Origin of the sequence: Pseudomonas syringae group sp. J248-6 (genome assembly GCF_032586995.1) — a bacterium.
In the GTDB taxonomy this organism is placed as follows: Bacteria; Pseudomonadota; Gammaproteobacteria; order Pseudomonadales; family Pseudomonadaceae; genus Aquipseudomonas; species Aquipseudomonas amygdali.
Genome location: NZ_JAWHOP010000005.1, coordinates 266,533 through 286,573 on the forward strand (window position 1 = coordinate 266,533; position 20,041 = coordinate 286,573).

The following is a 20,041-nucleotide window of genomic DNA, read 5'->3' on the forward strand; positions in this document are numbered from 1 at the left end:
AGTGATCCGGGAGAGTGTAGTCCAGCCTTACAGTTGTCGTCCGTTCTACGTTCAATCGACCGGAGCGGCCTGTGTAAGTTTTATCCGGTTTTGAAAGTCATGGTTCGCTGCGCAGGTAGCTGCCGGCTCAACCTGCGTTATCATGGGCGTTTTTTACGACTGGGGTTGTCATGGCCAAGGCCAAACGCTTGTACGGCTGCACCGAGTGCGGCGCGACATTTCCCAAGTGGGCGGGCCAGTGCAGCGAATGCGGTGCCTGGAACACACTGGTCGAAACCATGATTGAGAGTGGCGCTGCTGCGCCGCCCACCGGGCGCACCGGCTGGACCGGTTCACAGGCGCAAATCAGAACCCTGGCAGAAGTCAGTGTCGAAGAGATCCCGCGCTTCTCCACCAATTCCACCGAACTCGACCGGGTGCTGGGCGGCGGGCTGGTTGACGGCTCGGTAGTGCTGATTGGCGGTGACCCCGGCATCGGCAAGTCGACGATTCTGTTGCAGACGCTGTGCAATATCGCCCAGCGCATGCCCGCGCTTTATGTCACCGGCGAGGAATCCCAGCAGCAGGTGGCCATGCGTGCCCGACGCCTGGGGCTGCCGCAGGACAAGCTGCGCGTCATGACCGAAACCTGTATCGAAACCATCATTGCCACGGCAAAGGTCGAGAAGCCCAAGGTCATGGTGATCGATTCGATCCAGACGATCTTCACCGAACAGTTGCAGTCCGCGCCGGGCGGCGTGTCGCAGGTTCGTGAAAGCGCGGCCTTGCTGGTGCGCTACGCCAAACAGAGCGGCACGGCGATCTTTCTGGTCGGTCACGTCACTAAAGAGGGCGCGCTGGCCGGTCCGCGTGTGCTTGAGCACATGGTCGACACCGTATTGTATTTCGAGGGCGAGTCCGATGGCCGTCTGCGTCTGCTGCGCGCTGTGAAGAACCGCTTCGGCGCGGTCAACGAGCTGGGCGTGTTCGGCATGACCGACAAGGGCCTGAAAGAAGTCTCCAACCCGTCGGCGATTTTCCTCACCCGTGCTCAGGAAGAGGTGCCGGGCAGTGTGGTCATGGCTACCTGGGAAGGCACGCGGCCGATGCTGGTGGAGGTTCAGGCGCTGGTGGATGACAGCCATATGTCCAACCCGCGTCGTGTAACGCTGGGTCTGGATCAGAATCGTCTGGCCATGCTACTGGCGGTCCTGCATCGACACGGTGGTATTCCGACTCACGATCAGGACGTGTTTCTCAACGTAGTAGGTGGTGTGAAAGTGCTGGAAACCGCATCCGACCTGGCCTTGATGGCGGCGGTGATGTCCAGCCTGCGCAATCGTCCGCTGCCGCATGACTTGCTGGTGTTCGGTGAGGTAGGGCTGTCGGGTGAAGTCAGGCCGGTGCCCAGTGGGCAGGAGCGCCTCAAGGAGGCCGCCAAGCACGGCTTCAAACGCGCCATCGTGCCCAAGGGCAACGCGCCAAAGGAGGCGCCGCCCGGTTTGCAGATCATTGCCGTTACGCGACTGGAACAGGCCCTGGATGCGCTGTTCGAGTAACCTCGCCCTGAGGATTATTCCTGCAGTTCGATCAAGGCTGCCAGTTCCCGATCCAGTTCCTCGGGGTCTCCGAGGTTCAATTCGACCAGCCGCCTCAGGTGGCTGATCGAGTCCAGCCCTATGTGCCGGCAAACGCATCCCAGTTGCCGTTTGTTGTCATGAGTGATTTCGACATCCATTTTTACATTGGCATCGTTGCTTAGAATGATGTCGACTTCAAAGGGCTGCGTCTGATCACCGTTCCACGGATCAGGCCGTTCGATGAGCAACCCTTTCAGGGAAATATCGACCAGTTGAACCTTCCAGGTCTGATCGCCTTGCTTCAAATCGGTTTTGGCATCAAAGGCAATGCGTTTGAAACGACGGCGATCTTCGGGTGAGTCGGTCATCGAATGAACTCTCTTGTTGACCGCCACCGTAGGTCAGCCGGCAGGTCGTTATCTGATCAATTCTGTTGTTCCTGCACGATAGACCTGAAAGCCATTACAGAACAGTTCCGCATCACTGTTTTGTGATACGGCAACCATCTGTCGAGTCCATTTCAGCCCTCTATGCCGGGTATCTGCCGCAATTGATCAAATTTCGACCTAGACCTTGGTTGGGGGTGGTCTTTCGCTGATCCGGCGCTAAACTCGCATGGCTTGCCTTCTAGTCAACTCTGCTGGAATAAAAAAATGAAAAATAATAATAGTCTGATGCGCCATGTTCCCTGGCTCATCATCGCCATTGTCGGGGCATGTGCCCTTGGGGTCGTGGCCTTGCGTCGCGGAGAGGCGATCAACGCCTTGTGGATAGTGGTCGCTGCGGTAGCTATCTACCTGGTTGCCTATCGTTACTACAGTCTTTTCATCGCCACTCACGTCATGCAGCTCGATCCGCTGCGTGCGACACCGGCAGTGGTCAACAACGACGGTCTGGACTATGTGTCGACCAACAAACACATCCTCTTCGGTCACCACTTTGCAGCCATCGCCGGCGCAGGCCCGCTGGTCGGCCCGGTACTGGCCGCGCAAATGGGTTATCTGCCCGGTACGCTCTGGCTGATCGCTGGCGTGGTGCTGGCCGGTGCGGTACAGGATTTCATGATCCTGTTTCTCTCCACGCGCCGTGACGGTCGCTCGCTGGGCGACATGGTTCGCGAGGAAATGGGCCGTATTCCCGGCACCATCGCGCTTTTCGGCTGTTTCCTGATCATGATCATCATCCTGGCGGTGTTGGCGCTGATCGTGGTCAAGGCCCTGGCCGAGAGCCCGTGGGGCATGTTCACGGTCATGGCGACGATCCCGATCGCGATGTTCATGGGCATCTACATGCGCTACATCCGCCCGGGTCGTATCGGTGAAATCTCCATTATCGGTGTCATTCTGCTGCTCGGTTCGATCTGGGTCGGCGGCATGGTAGCGGCCGATCCGACCTGGGGGCCGATGTTCACCTTCACCGGCGTGCAGATCACCTGGATGTTGGTGGGTTACGGTTTCGTTGCAGCAATGCTGCCGGTCTGGCTGCTGCTTGCGCCACGTGACTACCTGTCGACCTTCCTCAAAATCGGCACCATTCTGGCGCTGGCAATCGGCATCCTGATTCTGGCACCCGAGCTGAAAATGCCGGCCCTGACCCAGTTCACCAACGGCACAGGCCCGGTCTGGAAGGGCGCACTGTTCCCGTTCCTGTTCATCACTATCGCTTGCGGTGCGGTATCGGGTTTCCACGCGCTGATCTCTTCGGGCACCACGCCCAAGCTGCTGGATAACGAAAAGAACGCCCGTTACATCGGTTACGGCGGCATGTTGATGGAGTCGTTCGTGGCCATCATGGCAATGGTTGCCGCGTCGGTGATCGAGCCAGGCGTGTACTTCGCCATGAACAGCCCGGCTGCGGTAGTTGGCAGTGACGTGGTGACTGTCGCGCAGACTGTCTCCAGCTGGGGCTTTGCCATCACGCCGGAGCAATTGACTGCTGTCGCGAAAGACATTGGTGAAAACACTGTGCTGGCGCGTGCCGGTGGTGCGCCGACGCTGGCGGTCGGTATCGCGCAGATCCTCCACCAAGTGCTGCCGGGTGAAAACACCATGGCGTTCTGGTACCACTTCGCGATTCTGTTCGAGGCACTGTTCATTCTGACCGCAGTCGACGCCGGTACACGAGCCGGACGCTTCATGCTGCAGGACCTGCTGGGCAGTTTCGTTCCGGCCTTGAAACGCACCGAGTCGTGGACGGCCAACGCCATCGGCACCGGTGGTTGCGTGGCGCTGTGGGGCTATCTGCTGTATCAAGGCGTAATCGACCCGCTGGGCGGCATCAATACCCTGTGGCCGCTGTTCGGCATCTCCAACCAGATGCTCGCCGGTATCGCTCTGATGCTGGCCAGCGTCGTGTTGATCAAGATGAAGCGTCAGCGCTATGTGTGGGTGACCATGCTGCCTGCCACCTGGCTGCTGATCTGCACCGTGACCGCTGGCCTGATCAAGCTGTTCGACGCCAACCCTGCGGTGGGCTTCCTGGCTCTGGCCAAGAAATACAGCGCGGCGGCAGATGCTGGCCAGATTCTGGCCCCGGCCAAAACCATGGACCAGATGCAGCATGTGATCTTCAACGCTTACACCAACGCCGGGTTGACCGTGCTGTTCCTGTTCGTGGTGTTCAGCATCCTGTTCTACGCCATTAAAGTGGGCCGTGCGGCCTGGACGACCAAGGCGCGTACCGACAAGGAAGCTCCTTACCAGGCCATGCCGCCAGCGTCGCAGGTGTGATGATGGTTATCCACAGAGGATTTGCCCATGTTCAATGACCTGAGTCGTCTCGGGAAATACCTCGGTCAGGCCGCGCGCCTGATGGTGGGCATGCCGGACTACGACACTTACGTAGAGCACATGCAGAACACCCACCCGGACAAGCCGGTGATGACCTATGAGCAGTTCTTCCGGGAGCGGCAAGAGGCACGTTACGGCGGCAAGGGCGGTCCGAAGTGCTGCTGATCCTCTGATCTGCGTTATTGTTTGATCCGACGCGCCGCAGGCCATCACCTGTGGCGCGTTTTCATTTCTGCTCAATGCATCACGCCAGGAGCCTTATGACTGAGTTGCAACCCATCCCAGTGACCGTGCTGACCGGTTTTCTGGGCGCAGGCAAAACCACCTTGCTGCGCCACCTGCTCAAAGCCGAGCACGGCCTGAAAATCGCCGTGATCGAAAACGAATTCAGCGATGCTGGTATCGACAGCCAGTTGCTGGGCACCGATCCAGTGCAGATCATGACCCTGTCCAACGGCTGCGTGTGCTGCACCATCCACACCGACCTGACCAAGGCGCTCTACCTATTGCTGGAGCGCCTGGACAGCGGCGAGATCGTGTTCGACCGGCTGGTGATCGAATGCACCGGGCTGGCCGATCCCGCGCCGGTCGCGCAGACCTTTTTCATCGATGAAGAGCTGCGCGAGCGTTACATCCTCGACGGCATCATCACCCTGGTCGACGCCGCGCACGCCGATACTCACCTGGCGCAAACCATCGCCCAGGCGCAGATCGGCTTTGCCGACCGGTTGCTGGTCAGCAAGCGTGATCTGGTCGACGATGCAGCCTTCGATGCCCTGAGCGCGCGCCTGACCCGCATCAACCGCCGCGCGCCGATCCGTATCGTCGACCATGGCAACATTGACCTTGCTGAACTGCTCGACGTGCGCGGCTTCAACCTCAACGCCGACCTCGGCGGCGGCATGATACTGCGCCCACTGGCCCCGGTCGGCAATTCAGGCGACCGCATCACCAGCCTTGTTCTGCGCAGCGAAAAACCCCTGAACCTGGACCGTCTCAGCGAGTTCATGAACGAGCTGCTGGAAGACCACGGCAAGCAACTGCTGCGTTACAAGGGCGTGCTCAACATCGAAGAAGAGCCGCGCAAAATGGTGTTTCAGGGCGTGCTTAAGCTGTATGGCTTCGACTGGGATACCGAGTGGGCAGAAGGCGAAAAGCGCGAGAGCGTGATTGTGTTTATTGCCGATGAATTGCCGGAGGATAAGATTCGGGCGGGGTTCGAGAAGGTATGCGGCTGAGAGGTCGGGCAGCGGCTGAGCTTCTGCCCATGCAGCGACCCGCCCAACAAAAAGCCCCGGCTCTCACGAGTCGGGGCTTTTGGTACTGCGTTTAAACGAAGCTTATCAAGCGCCGTAAACCGGCAGCTTCGCGCAGATGGCCTTGACCTTCTCACGAACGGCGTCGATTACCGCTTCGTTGTTCAGGTCAGCCAGGATGTCGCAGATCCAGCCGGCCAGTTCCTTGCACTCTGCTTCCTTGAAGCCGCGAGTGGTCACTGCCGGGGTGCCGAAGCGCAGGCCGGAGGTGACGAACGGGGAGCGCGGGTCGTTCGGTACGGAGTTCTTGTTGACGGTGATGAAGGCGCGACCCAGGGCAGCGTCGGCGTCTTTACCAGAGATGTCCTGTTTGATCAGCGACAGCAGGAACAGGTGGTTTTCAGTACCGCCGGAAACCACGTCGAAGCCGCGTTCGATGAACACACCGGCCATCGCCTTGGCGTTCTTGACCACTTGCTGCTGGTAGGTCTTGAACTCAGGCTGCAGCGCTTCCTTGAAGCACACGGCCTTGGCTGCGATGACGTGCTCCAGCGGACCGCCCTGGGAGCCAGGGAATACCGCGGAGTTCAGCTTCTTCTCGATTTCGGCGTTGGCGCGCGCCAGGATCAGGCCGCCACGTGGACCGCGCAGGGTCTTGTGTGTGGTGGTGGTCACGACGTCGGCAAATGGCACCGGGTTCGGGTAGACGCCTGCGGCGACCAGACCGGCTACGTGAGCCATGTCGACGAACAGGTAGGCACCGACCTTGTCAGCGATTGCACGGAAGCGCGGGAAGTCGAGGATCTGCGAGTAGGCAGAGAAACCGGCGACGATCATTTTTGGCTTGTGCTCGACAGCCAGGCGCTCGACTTCGTCGTAGTCGATCATGCCGTTGGCATCGATACCGTACTGAACGGCGTTGTACAGCTTGCCCGAGGACGAAACACTGGCGCCGTGGGTCAGGTGACCACCGTGAGCCAGGCTCATGCCCAGAATGGTGTCGCCGCCTTGCAGCAGGGCCAGGTAGACCGCCGAGTTGGCTTGCGAACCCGCATGTGGCTGGACGTTGGCGTAATCAGCGCCGAACAGCTCCTTGGCGCGGTCGATGGCCAGTTGTTCGATAACGTCGACGTACTCGCAACCACCGTAGTAGCGCTTGCCTGGATAGCCTTCGGCGTACTTGTTGGTCAGGGCCGAGCCCTGAGCTTCCATGACGGCCGGACTGGTGTAGTTTTCCGAGGCAATCAGCTCGATGTGTTCTTCCTGACGCAGAGCTTCTTGCTCCATGGCGGCAAACAGATCGGCGTCGTACTTGGCGATAGTCAAATCACGGCTGAACATGGCAGTCCTCAAGGGGGCATGGCGGAAAAGGCGGGTATTCTACCCCATCGGGTTTTATCTGGCATATGAAAGGGAATCATCTTGAGTAGCAAACAGGTTCAAGCGGCAAGCTTGACTGTCTACCGCTCGGCTTGAGTTACGCATCGCGGCCCGGATAGGACGCAGAGCGTCCCGAACGGCATTCCCACGCTGGAGCGTGAGGAACGATAGTCTTGTAACTATCGTGCCGATGCTCCGCGTCCTGTTCCGAGCTTGCAGCGCAGAGCGTTCCGAACGGCATTCCTGCGCTGGTGCGTGAGGAGCGGCAGGTGTCCGGTAGAGCACCTGTTTTGCCCATCCCTCAGCTTGCCGTCGCCCTTAATCCAGCATGAATAGCGCATCGTTGCTGAATTGCGCTTCGAACTGGCTTGCTGGCATCGGGCGGCCGAACAGGTAGCCCTGGACTTCGTCGCAGTCGTGTTCGCGAAGAAACTCCAGTTGCTCGTGGGTTTCTACGCCTTCGGCGATGACCGAGAGGTTCAGGCTGTGGGCCATGGCGATGATGGCGCGAGCGATCTGGGCGTCCTGTTCGCCCGACGGAAGGCCGTCGACGAAGGTGCGGTCGATCTTCAGTACGTCGATCGGGAACTGTTTGAGGTAATTCAGCGACGAGTAGCCTGTGCCGAAGTCATCGACAGCGATACTCAGGCCAAGGTTTTTGAGGCCGTCGAGGATCTGCATGGCTTCGTTGACCTCGCGCATCAGGATGCTTTCGGTCAGTTCCAGCTCCAGGCAGGCAGGTGACAGGCCGGTCTGCTCCAGGATGTTGGCGATGCGCTTGCCGAGCTGGCCGTCCGAGAACTGTCGCGCCGAGATGTTGACCGACACTTTCGGAACGCGAACCCGCGCCTGATGCCACTGTTTGAGCTGACGGCACGCTTCAGTGAGCACCCAGTCGCCGACTTCCACCACCAGCCCGAGCTCTTCGAGCACCGGGATGAAGTCGTTGGGCGGCACCAGCCCGCGGCGTGGATGGCGCCAGCGCAACAAGGCTTCCGCACCCGTCAGGCGCTTGCCGTCGCCGCTGAACTGCGGCTGGTAATAAAGGGTGAACTCCTGCTGTTCCAGGGCATGCCGCAAGTCGCTTTCCAGCTCCAGACGCTCCAGAGCGGTCGCGTTCATGTCCGCCTGATAGAACTGGAAGTTGTTCTTGCCACGTTCTTTGGCGTGGTACATCGCCGTGTCGGCGTTCTTCATCAATTGGCTCAGTTCCTTGCCGTCCTGCGGACTGAGTGCGATGCCGATGCTGGCAGTGACAAAGAACTCGCGGCCTTCAAGCACAAACGGCGTTACCAGACTGGTCAGAATCCGCTCGGCCACGTGAATGGCGCGAGTCAGTGCGGCTTCGCGCGAGGTGTCCGGCTGCAGCAACAGGGTGAACTCATCCCCGCCCATACGCGCCACGGTGTCATCGGAAGACACGCAGGCGAGTAGCCGCGTGGCCATTTCCTGAAGCATCCGGTCGCCAGCGGCATGGCCCAGAGAGTCATTGATCGGTTTGAAACGGTCCAGGTCGAGGAACATCAGCACCACCCAGGCCTGTTGGCGCTCGGCGTGTTGCAGCGCCGAATGCAGGCGGTCCTGAAACAGGGTGCGATTGGGCAGGTGAGTCAGGGCGTCGTAATAGGCCAGACGGTGGATGCGGTCCTCGCTGGCCTTGCGCTCGCTGATATCGCTGAAAAAGCACACATAACTCGCCAGATCGCCTTCGTCGTCGAGCACTGCGGTAATGCCGACCCAGGCCGGGTAGTGTTCGCCGTTACGGCGCTTGAGCCTGATTTCACCCTCCCAGGTGCCTTGGCCGTTCAATTGCCTGAGGATGTAGCGCAGGTGGTTTTCCTGTTCCGATTCCACCGTGAGCATGCCCGGTAGCTGGTCGAGCACCTGGGCAACTTCGTAGCCGCTGACGCGGGTGAACGCCTCGTTGGCCTGAACGATATAGCCGGCAGGGTCGGTAATGAGGATCGCCGATGTCGAGTGTTCAAATACGGTGGCGGCCATGCGCAGGTCTTTTTCTGCCCGACGCTGCTGGCTGATGTCCCGGCCGACCCCGAAGATACCCTCGAAATTGCCGTTTTCGTCCCACACCAGCACCACCCGCAGTTCCACCGGGATCTTGCGACCGTCTGCACGCAGGCAGTCGAACAGAAACATTCTGGTCGTCACCTCTTCGCGCAATCTGGCGAGTTCCTGAGGTTTGTGCAGTACCTTGCCGATGCGGTTGATGAGCGCATCGAAACCGATCACTTGCTGAGGGTTGGCAATAGCTGCGGACCAGCCGTTCTGGATAATCCACTCGGCGCTGTACCCCAGCGCGCGTTCCACCGAGGGGCTGACGTAATTGACCGCCAACTGGCCATCCGTGGAAAAGATCACATCGCTGATGCTTTCAGCGAGCATGCGATAACGCTGTTCGCTGTCACGCAGCGACTGGCTGGACGAAACCTGCTCGGTAATGTCCTTGGCGATGCCGATGATGCGCGTGACCAGGTTTTCTGCGTCCCAGGCCAGCGCCTGTTCGCGCACATCGAAGCAGCGCCAGTTGTTCTCGCGATCCCGAAAGCGCAGCACGCATTGTAATAACTCGTTATGGCCGTGGTGGCGCTGGCGCAGGCGCATGTCCTGGTAGCTTCTGGCGTCGTCAGGGTGCAGCAGGATTTCCCAGAAGAACTCGCCCATGGCACGCAGCTCGGACTTGCTGTAGCCCAGTGTGTAGCCGAAATGGTGGTTGCTGTAGATCACGCGCTGGCTGAGTACGTCCTGAACGTACAGGTGGTCCGGCACGGTTCGCACCACGTCGGACCAGAAGCTCTCGCGGTCCAGCAATGACAGCTCGATCTGTTTGCGGCTGGTGATATCGCCGATGCTGAGAATGACGGCATCGAAGTCGCTGCGTGACTCGGGCAGGCGCATGACCAGCCATAGATGCTGGTCCTGACCGCTTGCGCGTGTCAGGCAGATTTCCAGCTCCAGCCTTGGCAGCCCGGCGAGAACAGCCTGAATGACCTGAACGCCGATGCCGGGGCGCGACCGCGATTCGCCCTCGATCAACGGCTGCCACGCCTGTTCACTGTGTTCGATTTCCAGCAGGCCCAGGGCAACTTCGTTGAGTTCGTTGATTCGCAACTGCTGCAACAGTCTTTTCAGCGAGGCTGGCTGGCTTTTGAGCAGAAGCTCGAAGTCCTCGTCCGTTCTGACCTGGAGTGCTTCCAGCTGTTCTTGCAGACCCGACATGTCCATGACGCAGATCGCAACGCCCGCACCCTCGAAGATATCGCGATAGCGGCGGCGGCTTTGCAGCATCTGGCGCTGACGCTTGCGCAGGCTCATCAGTGCGATCAGCGGCAGGATCGACAGCAGCAGGCCGACCAGGCACTTGCCGATCAATGGCGCAAGCAGCTCGCTGCGGGCCTTGTAGGTATCGAACAGGCCCCGCAGTTGCCAGTCACTGTTGCTCAGTGGCTGAAGCAGCACGGTATCGGAAAGACCGCTGTCCGCCTCGTTGGAGGGGGCCGGTTCACGGATGAGAACCCGCTGGGTCTTGCGTTGTTCCAGGCGCCACACATGTTGAAAGTCTTGAGCGGGCTGGCTGGTCAGGTCCTTCAAGGCATCGGGTGCCATGCGCAGCGCCCAGTAATCGCCGCTGACGCCACCGCCTTGGCGAATCAGTACATAAATCTGTTTACCGTCTTCGGTGCCGGTGTAGAAATAGGGGTGGCCTTGGGCCTTTTTCATGGCCTGCTTGAGAAACTCTCCGTCGCGGGATGCCTCGGCGCTGTCACTGACAATGTCACCTGTCGGGTTCAGTCGCGCTGCGCTGCGCAGCGCGGGCAGGGCAGTACGAAGGCTTGCCAGCGCCGTCGGCTGCTCCAGCCGGTCTCCGGAGGATTGCGCTTCGTCCAGCAGATTCATGGCGATTTGCGCCTTGAGTGCCATGTTCAGACTCATCCGGTCGGAAAGCTGGATGCTGTACTCCAGGCTGCGCTGGCGCTGGCGTTCCTGAGTCTGATGAAACTGTTCGATCAATTGCCAGAGCAGCAGTGCAAGCACCACCAACACCAGCGCGGCCAATGCACCTTTCACTGAGCCGCGCAAAGGCCTGGTCGCACTGTCTGTAGCGACACTGGATGACGGCAGAGGCGTTGAAGTGGGCAAATCGTTGTTCCTGACTGCTGGACTGAAGCAGCGATGCTTTATGTAAAATAAGCGGGTCGCCCAAAGAGGGCGGCTAGCATGCCTTTACTTGTGGCAGAGTGCCAGCCCCATTGGGCCGGATCGTTTGCCCTGCACGCTGCATTCGGGTAGCTTTGCGCAACGCGTGGTATCCACCGACTCCTGCATGAGTGACTCCACTTTTTGCAATATCGACCAGGCTTTATATGTGTCAGCACGGCCCCGATCTGTTTCTGCCTGGGTTCATTCAAGGCTCGGAACGGTCTCGCGGCAAGTCTTGCGGACAAATAAAAGCTTTTTTCCGGCCGGAGCTTTAAGCTCGCGTTCTAAATCGGTCCTCATCACAGACGCTAGGTTTTCATTTCATGGCTCAATACGTCTACACCATGCATCGGCTGAGCAAAGTTGTGCCGCCGAAGCGTGAAATCCTGAAAAACATCTCTCTGTCTTTCTTCCCCGGCGCCAAGATCGGCGTGCTGGGTCTCAACGGCTCGGGCAAGTCCACGCTGTTGAAAATCATGGCTGGCGTCGACACCGAATTTGACGGCGAAGCGCGCCCGATGCCCGAGCTTAATGTGGGTTATCTGCCGCAAGAGCCACAACTTGACCCGAACAAGACGGTCCGTGAAGTGGTTGAAGAGGCAGTCAGCGTGATCAAGGACGCCCAGGCGCATCTTGATCAGGTTTACGCCGAATATGCCGAGCCGGACGCTGATTTCGACAAGCTGGCAGCCGAGCAGGCCAAGCTTGAAGCGATCCTGCAGGCCAGCGACGGTCATAACCTGGAACGCCAGCTGGAAGTAGCCGCCGACGCACTGCGTCTGCCCGCCTGGGATGCCAAGGTTTCGGTCCTGTCAGGTGGTGAAAAGCGCCGTGTTGCGCTGTGCCGCCTGTTGCTGTCGGCACCGGACATGCTGCTGCTCGACGAACCGACCAACCACCTGGATGCCGACTCTGTCGCCTGGCTGGAGCATTTCCTGCACGACTTCCCGGGCACCGTGGTTGCGATCACGCACGACCGTTACTTCCTGGATAACGTGGCTGGCTGGATTCTGGAACTCGACCGCGGCGCGGGCATTCCTTACGAGGGTAACTATTCTGGCTGGCTTGAAGCCAAGTCCGACCGTCTGGCTCAGGAGTCCAAGCAACAGACCGCCCACGAAAAGGCCATGAAAGACGAGCTGGAATGGGTCCGCAAGGGCGCCAAGGCGCGTCAGTCCAAATCCAAGGCGCGTCTGCAACGCTTCGAAGAAATGCAGTCGCAGGAATTCCAGAAGCGCAGCGAGACCAACGAGATCTATATCCCGGCCGGTCCGCGTCTGGGCGACAAGGTTATCGAGTTCAAGAACGTTACCAAGGGCTACGGCGACCGCGTGTTGATCGACAACCTGTCGTTCTCCATGCCTAAAGGTGCCATCGTCGGCGTGATCGGTGGTAACGGTGCCGGTAAATCGACCCTGTTCCGCATGCTGATGGGCAAGGAACAGCCGGATTCGGGCAGCATCGAAGTTGGTGAGACCGTGCAACTGGCCTGCGTGGACCAGAGCCGCGATGACCTGGACGGCAGCAAATCGGTGTTTCAGGCGGTGTCCGACGGTTCCGATGTGATCCGTATCGGCAACTATGAAATCCCGTCGCGCACCTACGTTGGTCGTTTCAACTTCAAGGGCGGCGATCAGCAGAAGTTCGTCAAGGACCTGTCCGGTGGTGAGCGTGGCCGTCTGCATCTGGCGCTGACCCTGAAAGAGGGCGGCAACGTGCTGCTGCTCGACGAACCGTCAAACGACCTTGACGTTGAAACCCTTCGTTCGCTGGAGGAAGCGCTGCTGGACTTCCCGGGCGCCGCCATTGTGATCTCCCACGATCGGTGGTTCCTTGACCGTGTAGCGACGCACATCCTGGCGTACGAAGACGACTCACAAGCGATCTTCTTCGAAGGTAACTACACCGAGTATGAAGCGGATCGCAAGAAGCGTCTGGGTGAAGCAGCTACCCAGCCGCACCGCGTGCGTCACAAGAAGCTGGCCTGATCAGCGTTAAGGCATGCGCCGTTCCTGACCGGGAACGGCGCTGCCGTTATTGTTCATCAGCGCGCTTTAAGCATCCGGCTCGATCAGCAGTATTTCAATCGACTGATTCCCTGCCGGCCGCTCCCACACCACTTCATCGCCTTTCTGCGCACCGATCAATGCACGTCCCAGTGGCGAGCCCCAGTTGATCAGCCCTTTGGCGGCATCCGCCTGATCCTCCCCGACCAGATGCACGCGCTGGCGGTTGTCTTCTTCATCCGCGAACGTCACCCAACTGCCAATTTGTACCTTTTCGGTCGAGACGGCCGTTGTCACAACCTGCGCGCTTTGCAGGCGCTGGGTGTAGTAACGCAGGTCGCGTTCAAGGTCAGCCTGGCGCTGTTTGTCAGCGGCGTCTCCCAACGCGGTTTGCGCACTGTGCTGCGCCTGCAGGCTGCTGACGTGCTTCTTGAGCAACTTCAGGCCCTCGGCAGTGACGTAATTGGTCTGTGCGCTGACCAGCCGCTCTACCGGTTGCTCGGCATCGGCGGCAGCGTTGTCTTCGTTTACAAATGCGCGGCTCATGAGGTGTCCTCCCTAATGAGCTTTGGGCCACAAGCGGACAGCATTGGTTTCGTCGATTTTCCCGAGTGCGTCAGTTGGGGCGATAGGCCTTGGCTGCACTGCGGGTCTTCTCTCGCTCCCAGGCACGGTCACGATCGTTGAAGACCTGGCCGGGGTCGAGTCGGTCGCGGTTATCCTGCGAGGCCTGACACTGGCGAAAACCGTCAGTCCAGCCTTGGGCGTAGAGCTTGTCCTTCAGATAGCGGGGTACGTTTTTTCTGAATTGACCGGTGCTGGCACCTGCTGCGTCCCTGCCACTGCTGCAACCGTCCTGATAACCGTCTGCAAAGCCCGGCGGATAACCCTCGGCCAACATCTGGTCACGGGTGGACTGACAACCTGCCAGCACGATGGCCAGCGACAACAACACCCAATACCGCTTCATGGTGGTTCCCTCTACTTATGAGAGGAGTCTAGAAGGTAATTTGTGAGTTATTTGTAAAAGCGATGTAGGGAATAAGTGATGGCGGCGTGCCTTTATTTTGAGGCAGTGCCGCCCGCAGTTTTTGCACTCACCTTGTCAGTAGTGATACCACTTCACTTCAAGCATTACTTCGTTCTGCGGTGAACTCATCTGGCTGAATTCGCGTTGGGCACTCAGGCGCAGGCCGAGGTTGCGCGACAGCTCCCACTGCTGATTGAGGCTGACGCTGCGGCGTACTTCGCCATTGGTGAAATAGTCGCCCTTGGCTTCCAGGCTCAGGTTGCCCAGCGGGTTGCGCCACAGTACGCCAGTGTTGAAGCCAGCAGCGGGGGAGATGAATTCGGCGAAGTCGTTGTTGTGCTCGACGCGCACGGTGCCCAGCGCAAACCCCAGCACTTCGTCGCCCAATTGCCAGGTACCGCCACCACCACCGTTGACGTGGCTGACAAGGTTTTCATCGCCATGTTTGCCAAGTACCCGTTCCAGCCCGCCGGTGACTTGCCATGACCAGGGTTTCAGCAGCTCGGTACGCGGGGTCAGGGAACGAATGGTGGCCAGGTCCAGTTGCTGAACTTGCCAGTCGTTACCTTCGTATTGGCGCACCTTGAGCTGAAGAATTTCGATCTGCGCACCCAGCGGAAAGCCATAGGCGTTGTCGTTCAGGTCGTGATAGGCCATGCGCAGGCCATATTCGGCGAACGCTTTGTCACCGCGCGTGCCGGCACCCAGTTGCCAGGTACGTGATTCGTGGCCTTCTTCCGGCAGGCCGGGACGCGGGATGTCCAGCTGTGGCGGCGGGTTCTGATTGATCGCCTGCAACAATTCGAAACTGCGTTGCGAGCGCTGCGTGTCGCGTTCAAGCCCGTTGGCGCGGTAGCGCTCCAGACGATAGGCCGCGTCCTGAATCAACGCGCGGCGTTCTTTCGGCTGCGCGAGGTACTCGCTGTTTTGCAGTTGTTTCTGATCGGCGCTGACTTTCAGCACCCACTGTTGCTCGTCGGCATCAAGGGGCTCGGCGCGGCTCAGCAATTCCCGCTCGCGGGAAGGGCGATAGTCGATCTTTTCAACCAGCCCTGCGGCCTTGATCGCCTTGACCGTATCGGTCGGGATCGCAGTCAGGCCGAATTGCTCGGTGAGATTCAGCCCAGGTCGTGCGACCTGCAGCAATTCCAACAGGCGGTACGAGCAGTTTTCGTCGAAGAAGAAATAGCTGAAGCGAATCTGCTTCAATTCCCAGACATGTTCAACCATGCGCCCGGTTTCTTCCGGGGTCAGATTCAGACGGTATTCCCACAGGTCACGGTTTTCCAGGCTGCGGTATTCCGAGAGCTTTTCCTGATAGGGCACCAGCGCAAACAAGCCAGGGTAGCCGCCAGCCAAGCCTTTCCAGGCATACAGAATGCTGTTGTCCATGCCTTCTATGTAGGCACCGAAGTTGATCGCATAGCTGAGTAACGTGGTGTTGTTGGTTTTCGCGCTGGCCGGATCGATGCGCAGTAACGTGTGGCCGAACATCGACGAGGGGCTGTTGAGGTATGCGGCCGGAAAAATCAGCACGGTGCTGTCCGGTGCCACATCCTTGTACCAGGCCTTGAACTCCTTGCAGTCCGGCGTGGGCAGGTCAGTCAGTTGCAACTGGTCGCGCAGCCAGCGGGTGCGTGCCGGGTACACGCACTGGGCGTGGGTCTGTTCGTTGGTTACGGGGGCGTATATGGCGTCAAGTGTCGCGCTCAGTTCCGCCTTCGGGTCGTGTGCACCGTCGGCAGCGAGAAAGAATTTCGGGTCTGTCACATAGCTGCGCCAACCACCGAGCTTGCCTGCTTCGTAGTGACCCAGTGAAATCCAGAACGGCTCATTGGCCAATTGCTGCAAACGGTCAGCGGTAGCATGAGGTGCCGCAGACAAGGGGGCACAGACAAACAGCGCCAGCGAGACAAGACGTTTGAGCATAGAGGGCAACTAGTCAGGAGAAGTCAGGAAAGGTGATCCCGCCCTTTGCAATGAAAGGGCGGGCGAGCGACTTTAAGCCTGGGTAGCGTACTTGGCCAGAGTCGGATCGTTTTTCAGAACGTTGACGGTGTTGGTGTGAACGTCTTCAGCGGTGGCGTCGGCCTTGCTGAAAATTTGCGAGAAGTGCTCGTGAGTGACCGCAGCGAAGTGCTCACGATCTTCTGGTGCAACGCCCAGTACCACAGCGTAGGTAGTCAGTGCTTCGCCCTGACCCATCGCCATGTCCTTGGAAAGTTCATCCATCATGCCGTTCATGGCAAGCCAGGATTTACCGCCGTAAGTCAGTGCGCCGTTGGTCGAGCAGCCGTTGGTACCGGAGGTCATGCCGAAGGTGGCGTTACCCGAGGTGCCGTTGGTGGTTGAGGCCAGGAAGTGAGCTGGAGTGCCGCGTTGACCTTCAAACAGCATGTTGCCCCAGCCGCAGTCCGGACCGCCTGGCGCTTGAGCCATAGCGTTGATGGATACAGCGGCGAAGAGCGTTCCAAGAAGAATCCGTTTCATAGCTTTTTCTCTTTTTAGTTCAGCCAAGGGTCGAGTTTCTTGAGTAGTCACATCAAGACAGACGGCCAACCAGCAACCACCTGTGCAGTTTGGAGCTTAGGCGGGTTCCAAGGGTTCCGTGAGCTATTACAGATTATTGCCGGAAATAGAAATTTTCCGGGCCGCGGGCAATTGCTTTGAGCCTGTAGGCGCCTTTCGGTTTTTCCTGCCTTGCAAGTCTTGTACGGCGAGCGCCAGAATGCCGACATCTGCCCCGCCTGATGTAAGGACTACTGATGCCCGATTCTGTCGCAGCCAACCTACGCCTGGCGCCACATGCGCTGACCCGTCCGTTTTCCGCTGAGCAGTTCAGCTTTGCGACCACTAACGAGCTTGAACCCTTTCGCGGTGTACTAGGCCAGGAGCGTGCCGTAGAGGCCTTGCAGTTCGGCGTTGCCATGCCGCGCCCCGGTTACAACGTATTTGTCATGGGCGAACCCGGCACTGGCCGCTTTTCGTTCGTCAAACGCTACCTCAAGGCCGAAGGCAAGCGGATGAAGACGCCTTCGGACTGGGTTTACGTCAACAATTTCGATGAGCCCCGCGAGCCCAAGGCTCTGGAACTGCCACCGGGCACTGCCCATGAGTTCACGGCCGACATCGGTGGCCTGATCGATAACCTGCTGGTGACCTTCCCGGCGGTTTTCGAGCACCCGTCCTATCAGCAGAAAAAAAGCTCGATCGACCGTGCGTTCAATCAGCGCTACGACCGCGCACTGGATGTGATCGAGCGCCTGTCGCTGGAAAAGGACATCGCGCTGTATCGCGACAGCTCCAACATCGCCTTCACGCCGATGGCTGATGGCAAGGCGCTGGACGAGGCCGAGTTTTCGCAGTTGCCCGAGGCTGATCGGGAGCGTTTTCACGAAGATATCTCCGCCCTTGAGGAGCGCCTCAACGAAGAGCTGGCCAGCCTGCCGCAGTGGAAGCGTGAGTCGAACAACCAGCTTCGTCAGTTGAACGAAGAAACCATCACGCTGACCTTGCAGCCACTGTTGGCACCGCTCTCGGAAAAATATGCCGAGAACGCTGCGGTCTGCGCTTATCTGCAGGCGATGCAGGTGTACCTGCTCAAGACCTTGGTCGAGCAGCTGGTCGACGACGCCAAAACCGATGCTCAGGCACGCAAGCTACTGGAAGAGCAGTACAGCCCGAGCCTGGTGGTGGGAAATACCCGCGACGGCGGCGCACCGGTGGTTTTCGAGCAGCATCCTACGTATGACAACCTGTTCGGGCGAATTGAATACAGCACCGATCAGGGCGCGCTGTACACCACGTATCGACAGTTGCGGCCCGGTGCGCTGCATCGCGCAAATGGCGGCTTTCTGATTCTGGAAGCCGAAAAAATGCTCGGCGAGCCGTTCGTCTGGGACGCGCTCAAGCGCACCCTGCAGTCGCGCAAACTGAAAATGGAGTCGCCGCTGGGCGAGCTGGGGCGCGTGGCAACAGTAAGTCTGACGCCGCAGGTTATTCCGTGGAACGTCAAGATCATCATCATTGGTTCGCGCTCGCTGTATTACACCCTGCAAGACCTCGATCCTGACTTTCAGGAGATGTTCCGGGTACTGGTCGATTTCGACGAAGAAATTCCGATGGTCGACGAGACGCTCGAGCAATTCGCTCAGTTGCTGAAGACCCGAACCTCGGAAGAGGGCATGGCGCCGTTGACCGCCGATGCGGTGGCGCGACTGGCGACCTACAGCGCTCGACTGGCTGAACACCAGGGGCGTTTGTCGGCGCGTATCGGCGATCTGTTCCAGTTGGTCAGCGAGGCAGACTTCATCCGCCAGTTGGCCAACGACGACAAGACCGACGCCGGGCATATCGAGCGTGCGCTGAAGGCCAAGGCCACGCGCACCGGGCGGGTTTCCGCGCGGATTCTCGATGACATGATGGCGGGTGTGATCCTCATCGATACGGACGGTGCCGCGGTCGGCAAATGCAACGGCCTGACGGTTCTGGAAGTCGGTGATTCGGCGTTTGGCGTGCCGGCGCGTATTTCCGCCACGGTCTATCCGGGTGGCAGCGGGATTGTCGACATCGAGCGCGAGGTCAATCTTGGCCAGCCGATCCACTCCAAAGGCGTGATGATCCTCACCGGCTACCTGGGTAGCCGTTACGCTCAGGAATTCCCGCTGGCGATATCAGCGAGTATTGCGCTTGAGCAATCCTACGGTTACGTGGACGGCGACAGTGCGTCGCTGGGCGAGGCCTGCACGCTGATTTCAGCGTTATCGCGCACTCCGCTCAAGCAGTGCTTCGCAATTACCGGCTCCATCAATCAGTTCGGCGAAGTGCAGGCGGTGGGCGGGGTCAACGAGAAAATCGAAGGCTTCTTCCGTCTTTGTGAAGCACGCGGGCTGACGGGCGAGCAGGGCGCTATCATTCCGCACGCCAACGTCACCACGCTGATGCTGGATGAGCGTGTGGTGCAGGCCGTGCGTGACGGGCAATTCCATATCTATGCGGTACGTCAGGCTGACGAGGCCTTGAGCCTGCTGGTCGGCGAGCCTGCCGGTGCGCCTGACGAGAATGGCGAGTTTCCGGAAGGCAGCGTGAACGCACGTGTGGTTGAGCGCTTGCGCGACATCGCGGAAATGCTCAGCGACGAAGACCTCAAGGAAGAGCTGGAGAAGGAGCCAGCCCAGTTACAGTCTGAACTGAAGGTCTGACAACGGCGCTAGCCGGGCGGTGCTGACGCCGCCCGGTATTGCGTTCATCAGCAATCCGTTCATCAGGGATATTTCCCGCGGGACGGTTTTCTTCTAATCTTGATCATGACCGCAGTGGCCAATCGGATTGGCGCACATCCTGCTTTGCCAGACGGATGAATACTGTTGCTGATCAGGAGCGCATCATGCAGCGTAGCCTTTGCCTTACCCGAGAATGCATGGGGCTGATGACCCGCATCGAATGTGTCATTCGGCCTCTTCCCCACGATGGCGGACAGTGGATGGTGTTTTTCGCTGCCGGCATGGCTGAAGAACAGCCCTCCGCGATCAAGTCCCAAGGGCCGTTCAACGGCCTGCCAGCAGCGCAGGCGGTACTGACTAGCATCATCGAGAGCCTGTCGCTGCATGGTTATCAATGCGCCGATGATGTACCGATATGGACCTTGCATATTCAAGCCGAACTGCGCCGTATCAACAGTGGCATGGTGGTATGTGAGCGCTCATCGCTTTTCTAGCCAGTCGGCGCTACGCCAACCGGTCTTCTGACAGTGCATATCTGCGTGCTGTGCGATATTTTGTCGCATCTCCAGGGCAGCGCGTTACCG

The 20,041-nt window shown here is 59.2% G+C and carries 14 protein-coding genes; 7 read left to right on the forward strand and 7 right to left on the reverse strand.

Annotated elements, in window-relative coordinates:
- Window positions 1-170 precede the first annotated feature (170 nt).
- Window positions 171-1,538, forward strand: coding sequence for a DNA repair protein RadA (radA, locus tag RYC17_RS09465; RefSeq protein ID WP_002555235.1), 1,368 nt, complete (start codon window positions 171-173; stop codon window positions 1,536-1,538).
- A gap of 14 nt (window positions 1,539-1,552) precedes the next feature.
- Here radA and RYC17_RS09470 read toward each other — a convergent pair whose 3' ends face one another.
- A complete protein-coding gene (locus RYC17_RS09470) occupies window positions 1,553-1,927 on the reverse strand; it encodes a PilZ domain-containing protein (RefSeq protein ID WP_316902831.1) in 375 nt (124 codons plus the stop codon).
- 285 nt (window positions 1,928-2,212) lie between these two features.
- Here RYC17_RS09470 and RYC17_RS09475 point away from each other — a divergent pair, with 285 nt between their 5' ends.
- From RYC17_RS09475 to yjiA, 3 genes are all read left to right on the forward strand, one after another.
- The gene (locus RYC17_RS09475; RefSeq protein WP_316902833.1) at window positions 2,213-4,288 is read left to right on the forward strand and encodes a carbon starvation CstA family protein; all 2,076 of its coding nucleotides are present in this window, start codon (window positions 2,213-2,215) and stop codon (window positions 4,286-4,288) included.
- A gap of 27 nt (window positions 4,289-4,315) precedes the next feature.
- Entirely contained in the window at window positions 4,316-4,513 is a 198-nt protein-coding gene (locus RYC17_RS09480) for a YbdD/YjiX family protein (protein ID WP_003419087.1), read from the forward strand.
- Window positions 4,514-4,608: 95 nt separating this feature from the next.
- On the forward strand, window positions 4,609-5,586 hold the full coding sequence (yjiA, locus tag RYC17_RS09485; protein WP_316902836.1) for a GTPase: 978 nt from the start codon (window positions 4,609-4,611) through the stop codon (window positions 5,584-5,586).
- 105 nt (window positions 5,587-5,691) lie between these two features.
- Here yjiA and glyA read toward each other — a convergent pair whose 3' ends face one another.
- Together glyA and RYC17_RS09495 are read right to left on the reverse strand one after the other, a co-directional pair.
- The gene (gene glyA / locus RYC17_RS09490; RefSeq protein ID WP_003340745.1) at window positions 5,692-6,945 is read right to left on the reverse strand and encodes a serine hydroxymethyltransferase; all 1,254 of its coding nucleotides are present in this window, start codon (window positions 6,943-6,945) and stop codon (window positions 5,692-5,694) included.
- 357 nt (window positions 6,946-7,302) lie between these two features.
- Window positions 7,303-11,067 (reverse strand): EAL domain-containing protein, encoded by a 3,765-nt coding sequence (locus tag RYC17_RS09495; RefSeq protein ID WP_410478453.1) that lies wholly within the window; start codon window positions 11,065-11,067, stop codon window positions 7,303-7,305.
- Between the two features lie 455 nt (window positions 11,068-11,522).
- Here RYC17_RS09495 and ettA point away from each other — a divergent pair, with 455 nt between their 5' ends.
- Window positions 11,523-13,187, forward strand: coding sequence for an energy-dependent translational throttle protein EttA (ettA, locus tag RYC17_RS09500; RefSeq protein ID WP_316902840.1), 1,665 nt, complete (start codon window positions 11,523-11,525; stop codon window positions 13,185-13,187).
- A 66-nt stretch (window positions 13,188-13,253) separates the two neighbouring features.
- Here ettA and RYC17_RS09505 read toward each other — a convergent pair whose 3' ends face one another.
- The 4 genes from RYC17_RS09505 to RYC17_RS09520 form a co-directional block, all read right to left on the reverse strand.
- Window positions 13,254-13,751 carry a GreA/GreB family elongation factor gene (locus tag RYC17_RS09505; protein WP_004655509.1) on the reverse strand — a complete coding sequence of 166 codons (498 nt, stop codon included), beginning with the start codon at window positions 13,749-13,751 and terminating at the stop codon, window positions 13,254-13,256.
- A 70-nt stretch (window positions 13,752-13,821) separates the two neighbouring features.
- Complete coding sequence (locus RYC17_RS09510) at window positions 13,822-14,175, reverse strand: hypothetical protein (protein ID WP_002555223.1); 354 nt, start codon at window positions 14,173-14,175, stop codon at window positions 13,822-13,824.
- A 135-nt stretch (window positions 14,176-14,310) separates the two neighbouring features.
- A complete protein-coding gene (locus tag RYC17_RS09515) occupies window positions 14,311-16,164 on the reverse strand; it encodes a DUF4105 domain-containing protein (RefSeq protein ID WP_058401872.1) in 1,854 nt (617 codons plus the stop codon).
- A 72-nt stretch (window positions 16,165-16,236) separates the two neighbouring features.
- Window positions 16,237-16,725: a DUF3015 domain-containing protein gene (locus tag RYC17_RS09520; RefSeq protein ID WP_002555221.1), complete on the reverse strand. Its 489-nt coding sequence runs from the start codon at window positions 16,723-16,725 to the stop codon at window positions 16,237-16,239.
- A gap of 275 nt (window positions 16,726-17,000) precedes the next feature.
- On the opposite strand from RYC17_RS09520, the gene RYC17_RS09525 reads away from it, so the two are divergent.
- Window positions 17,001-19,436 carry a Lon protease family protein gene (locus RYC17_RS09525; protein ID WP_316902843.1) on the forward strand — a complete coding sequence of 812 codons (2,436 nt, stop codon included), beginning with the start codon at window positions 17,001-17,003 and terminating at the stop codon, window positions 19,434-19,436.
- Window positions 19,437-19,621: 185 nt separating this feature from the next.
- Window positions 19,622-19,951, forward strand: a complete 330-nt coding sequence (locus RYC17_RS09530) for a hypothetical protein (protein ID WP_057401018.1) — start codon at window positions 19,622-19,624, stop codon at window positions 19,949-19,951.
- Window positions 19,952-20,041: the final 90 nt, after the last annotated feature.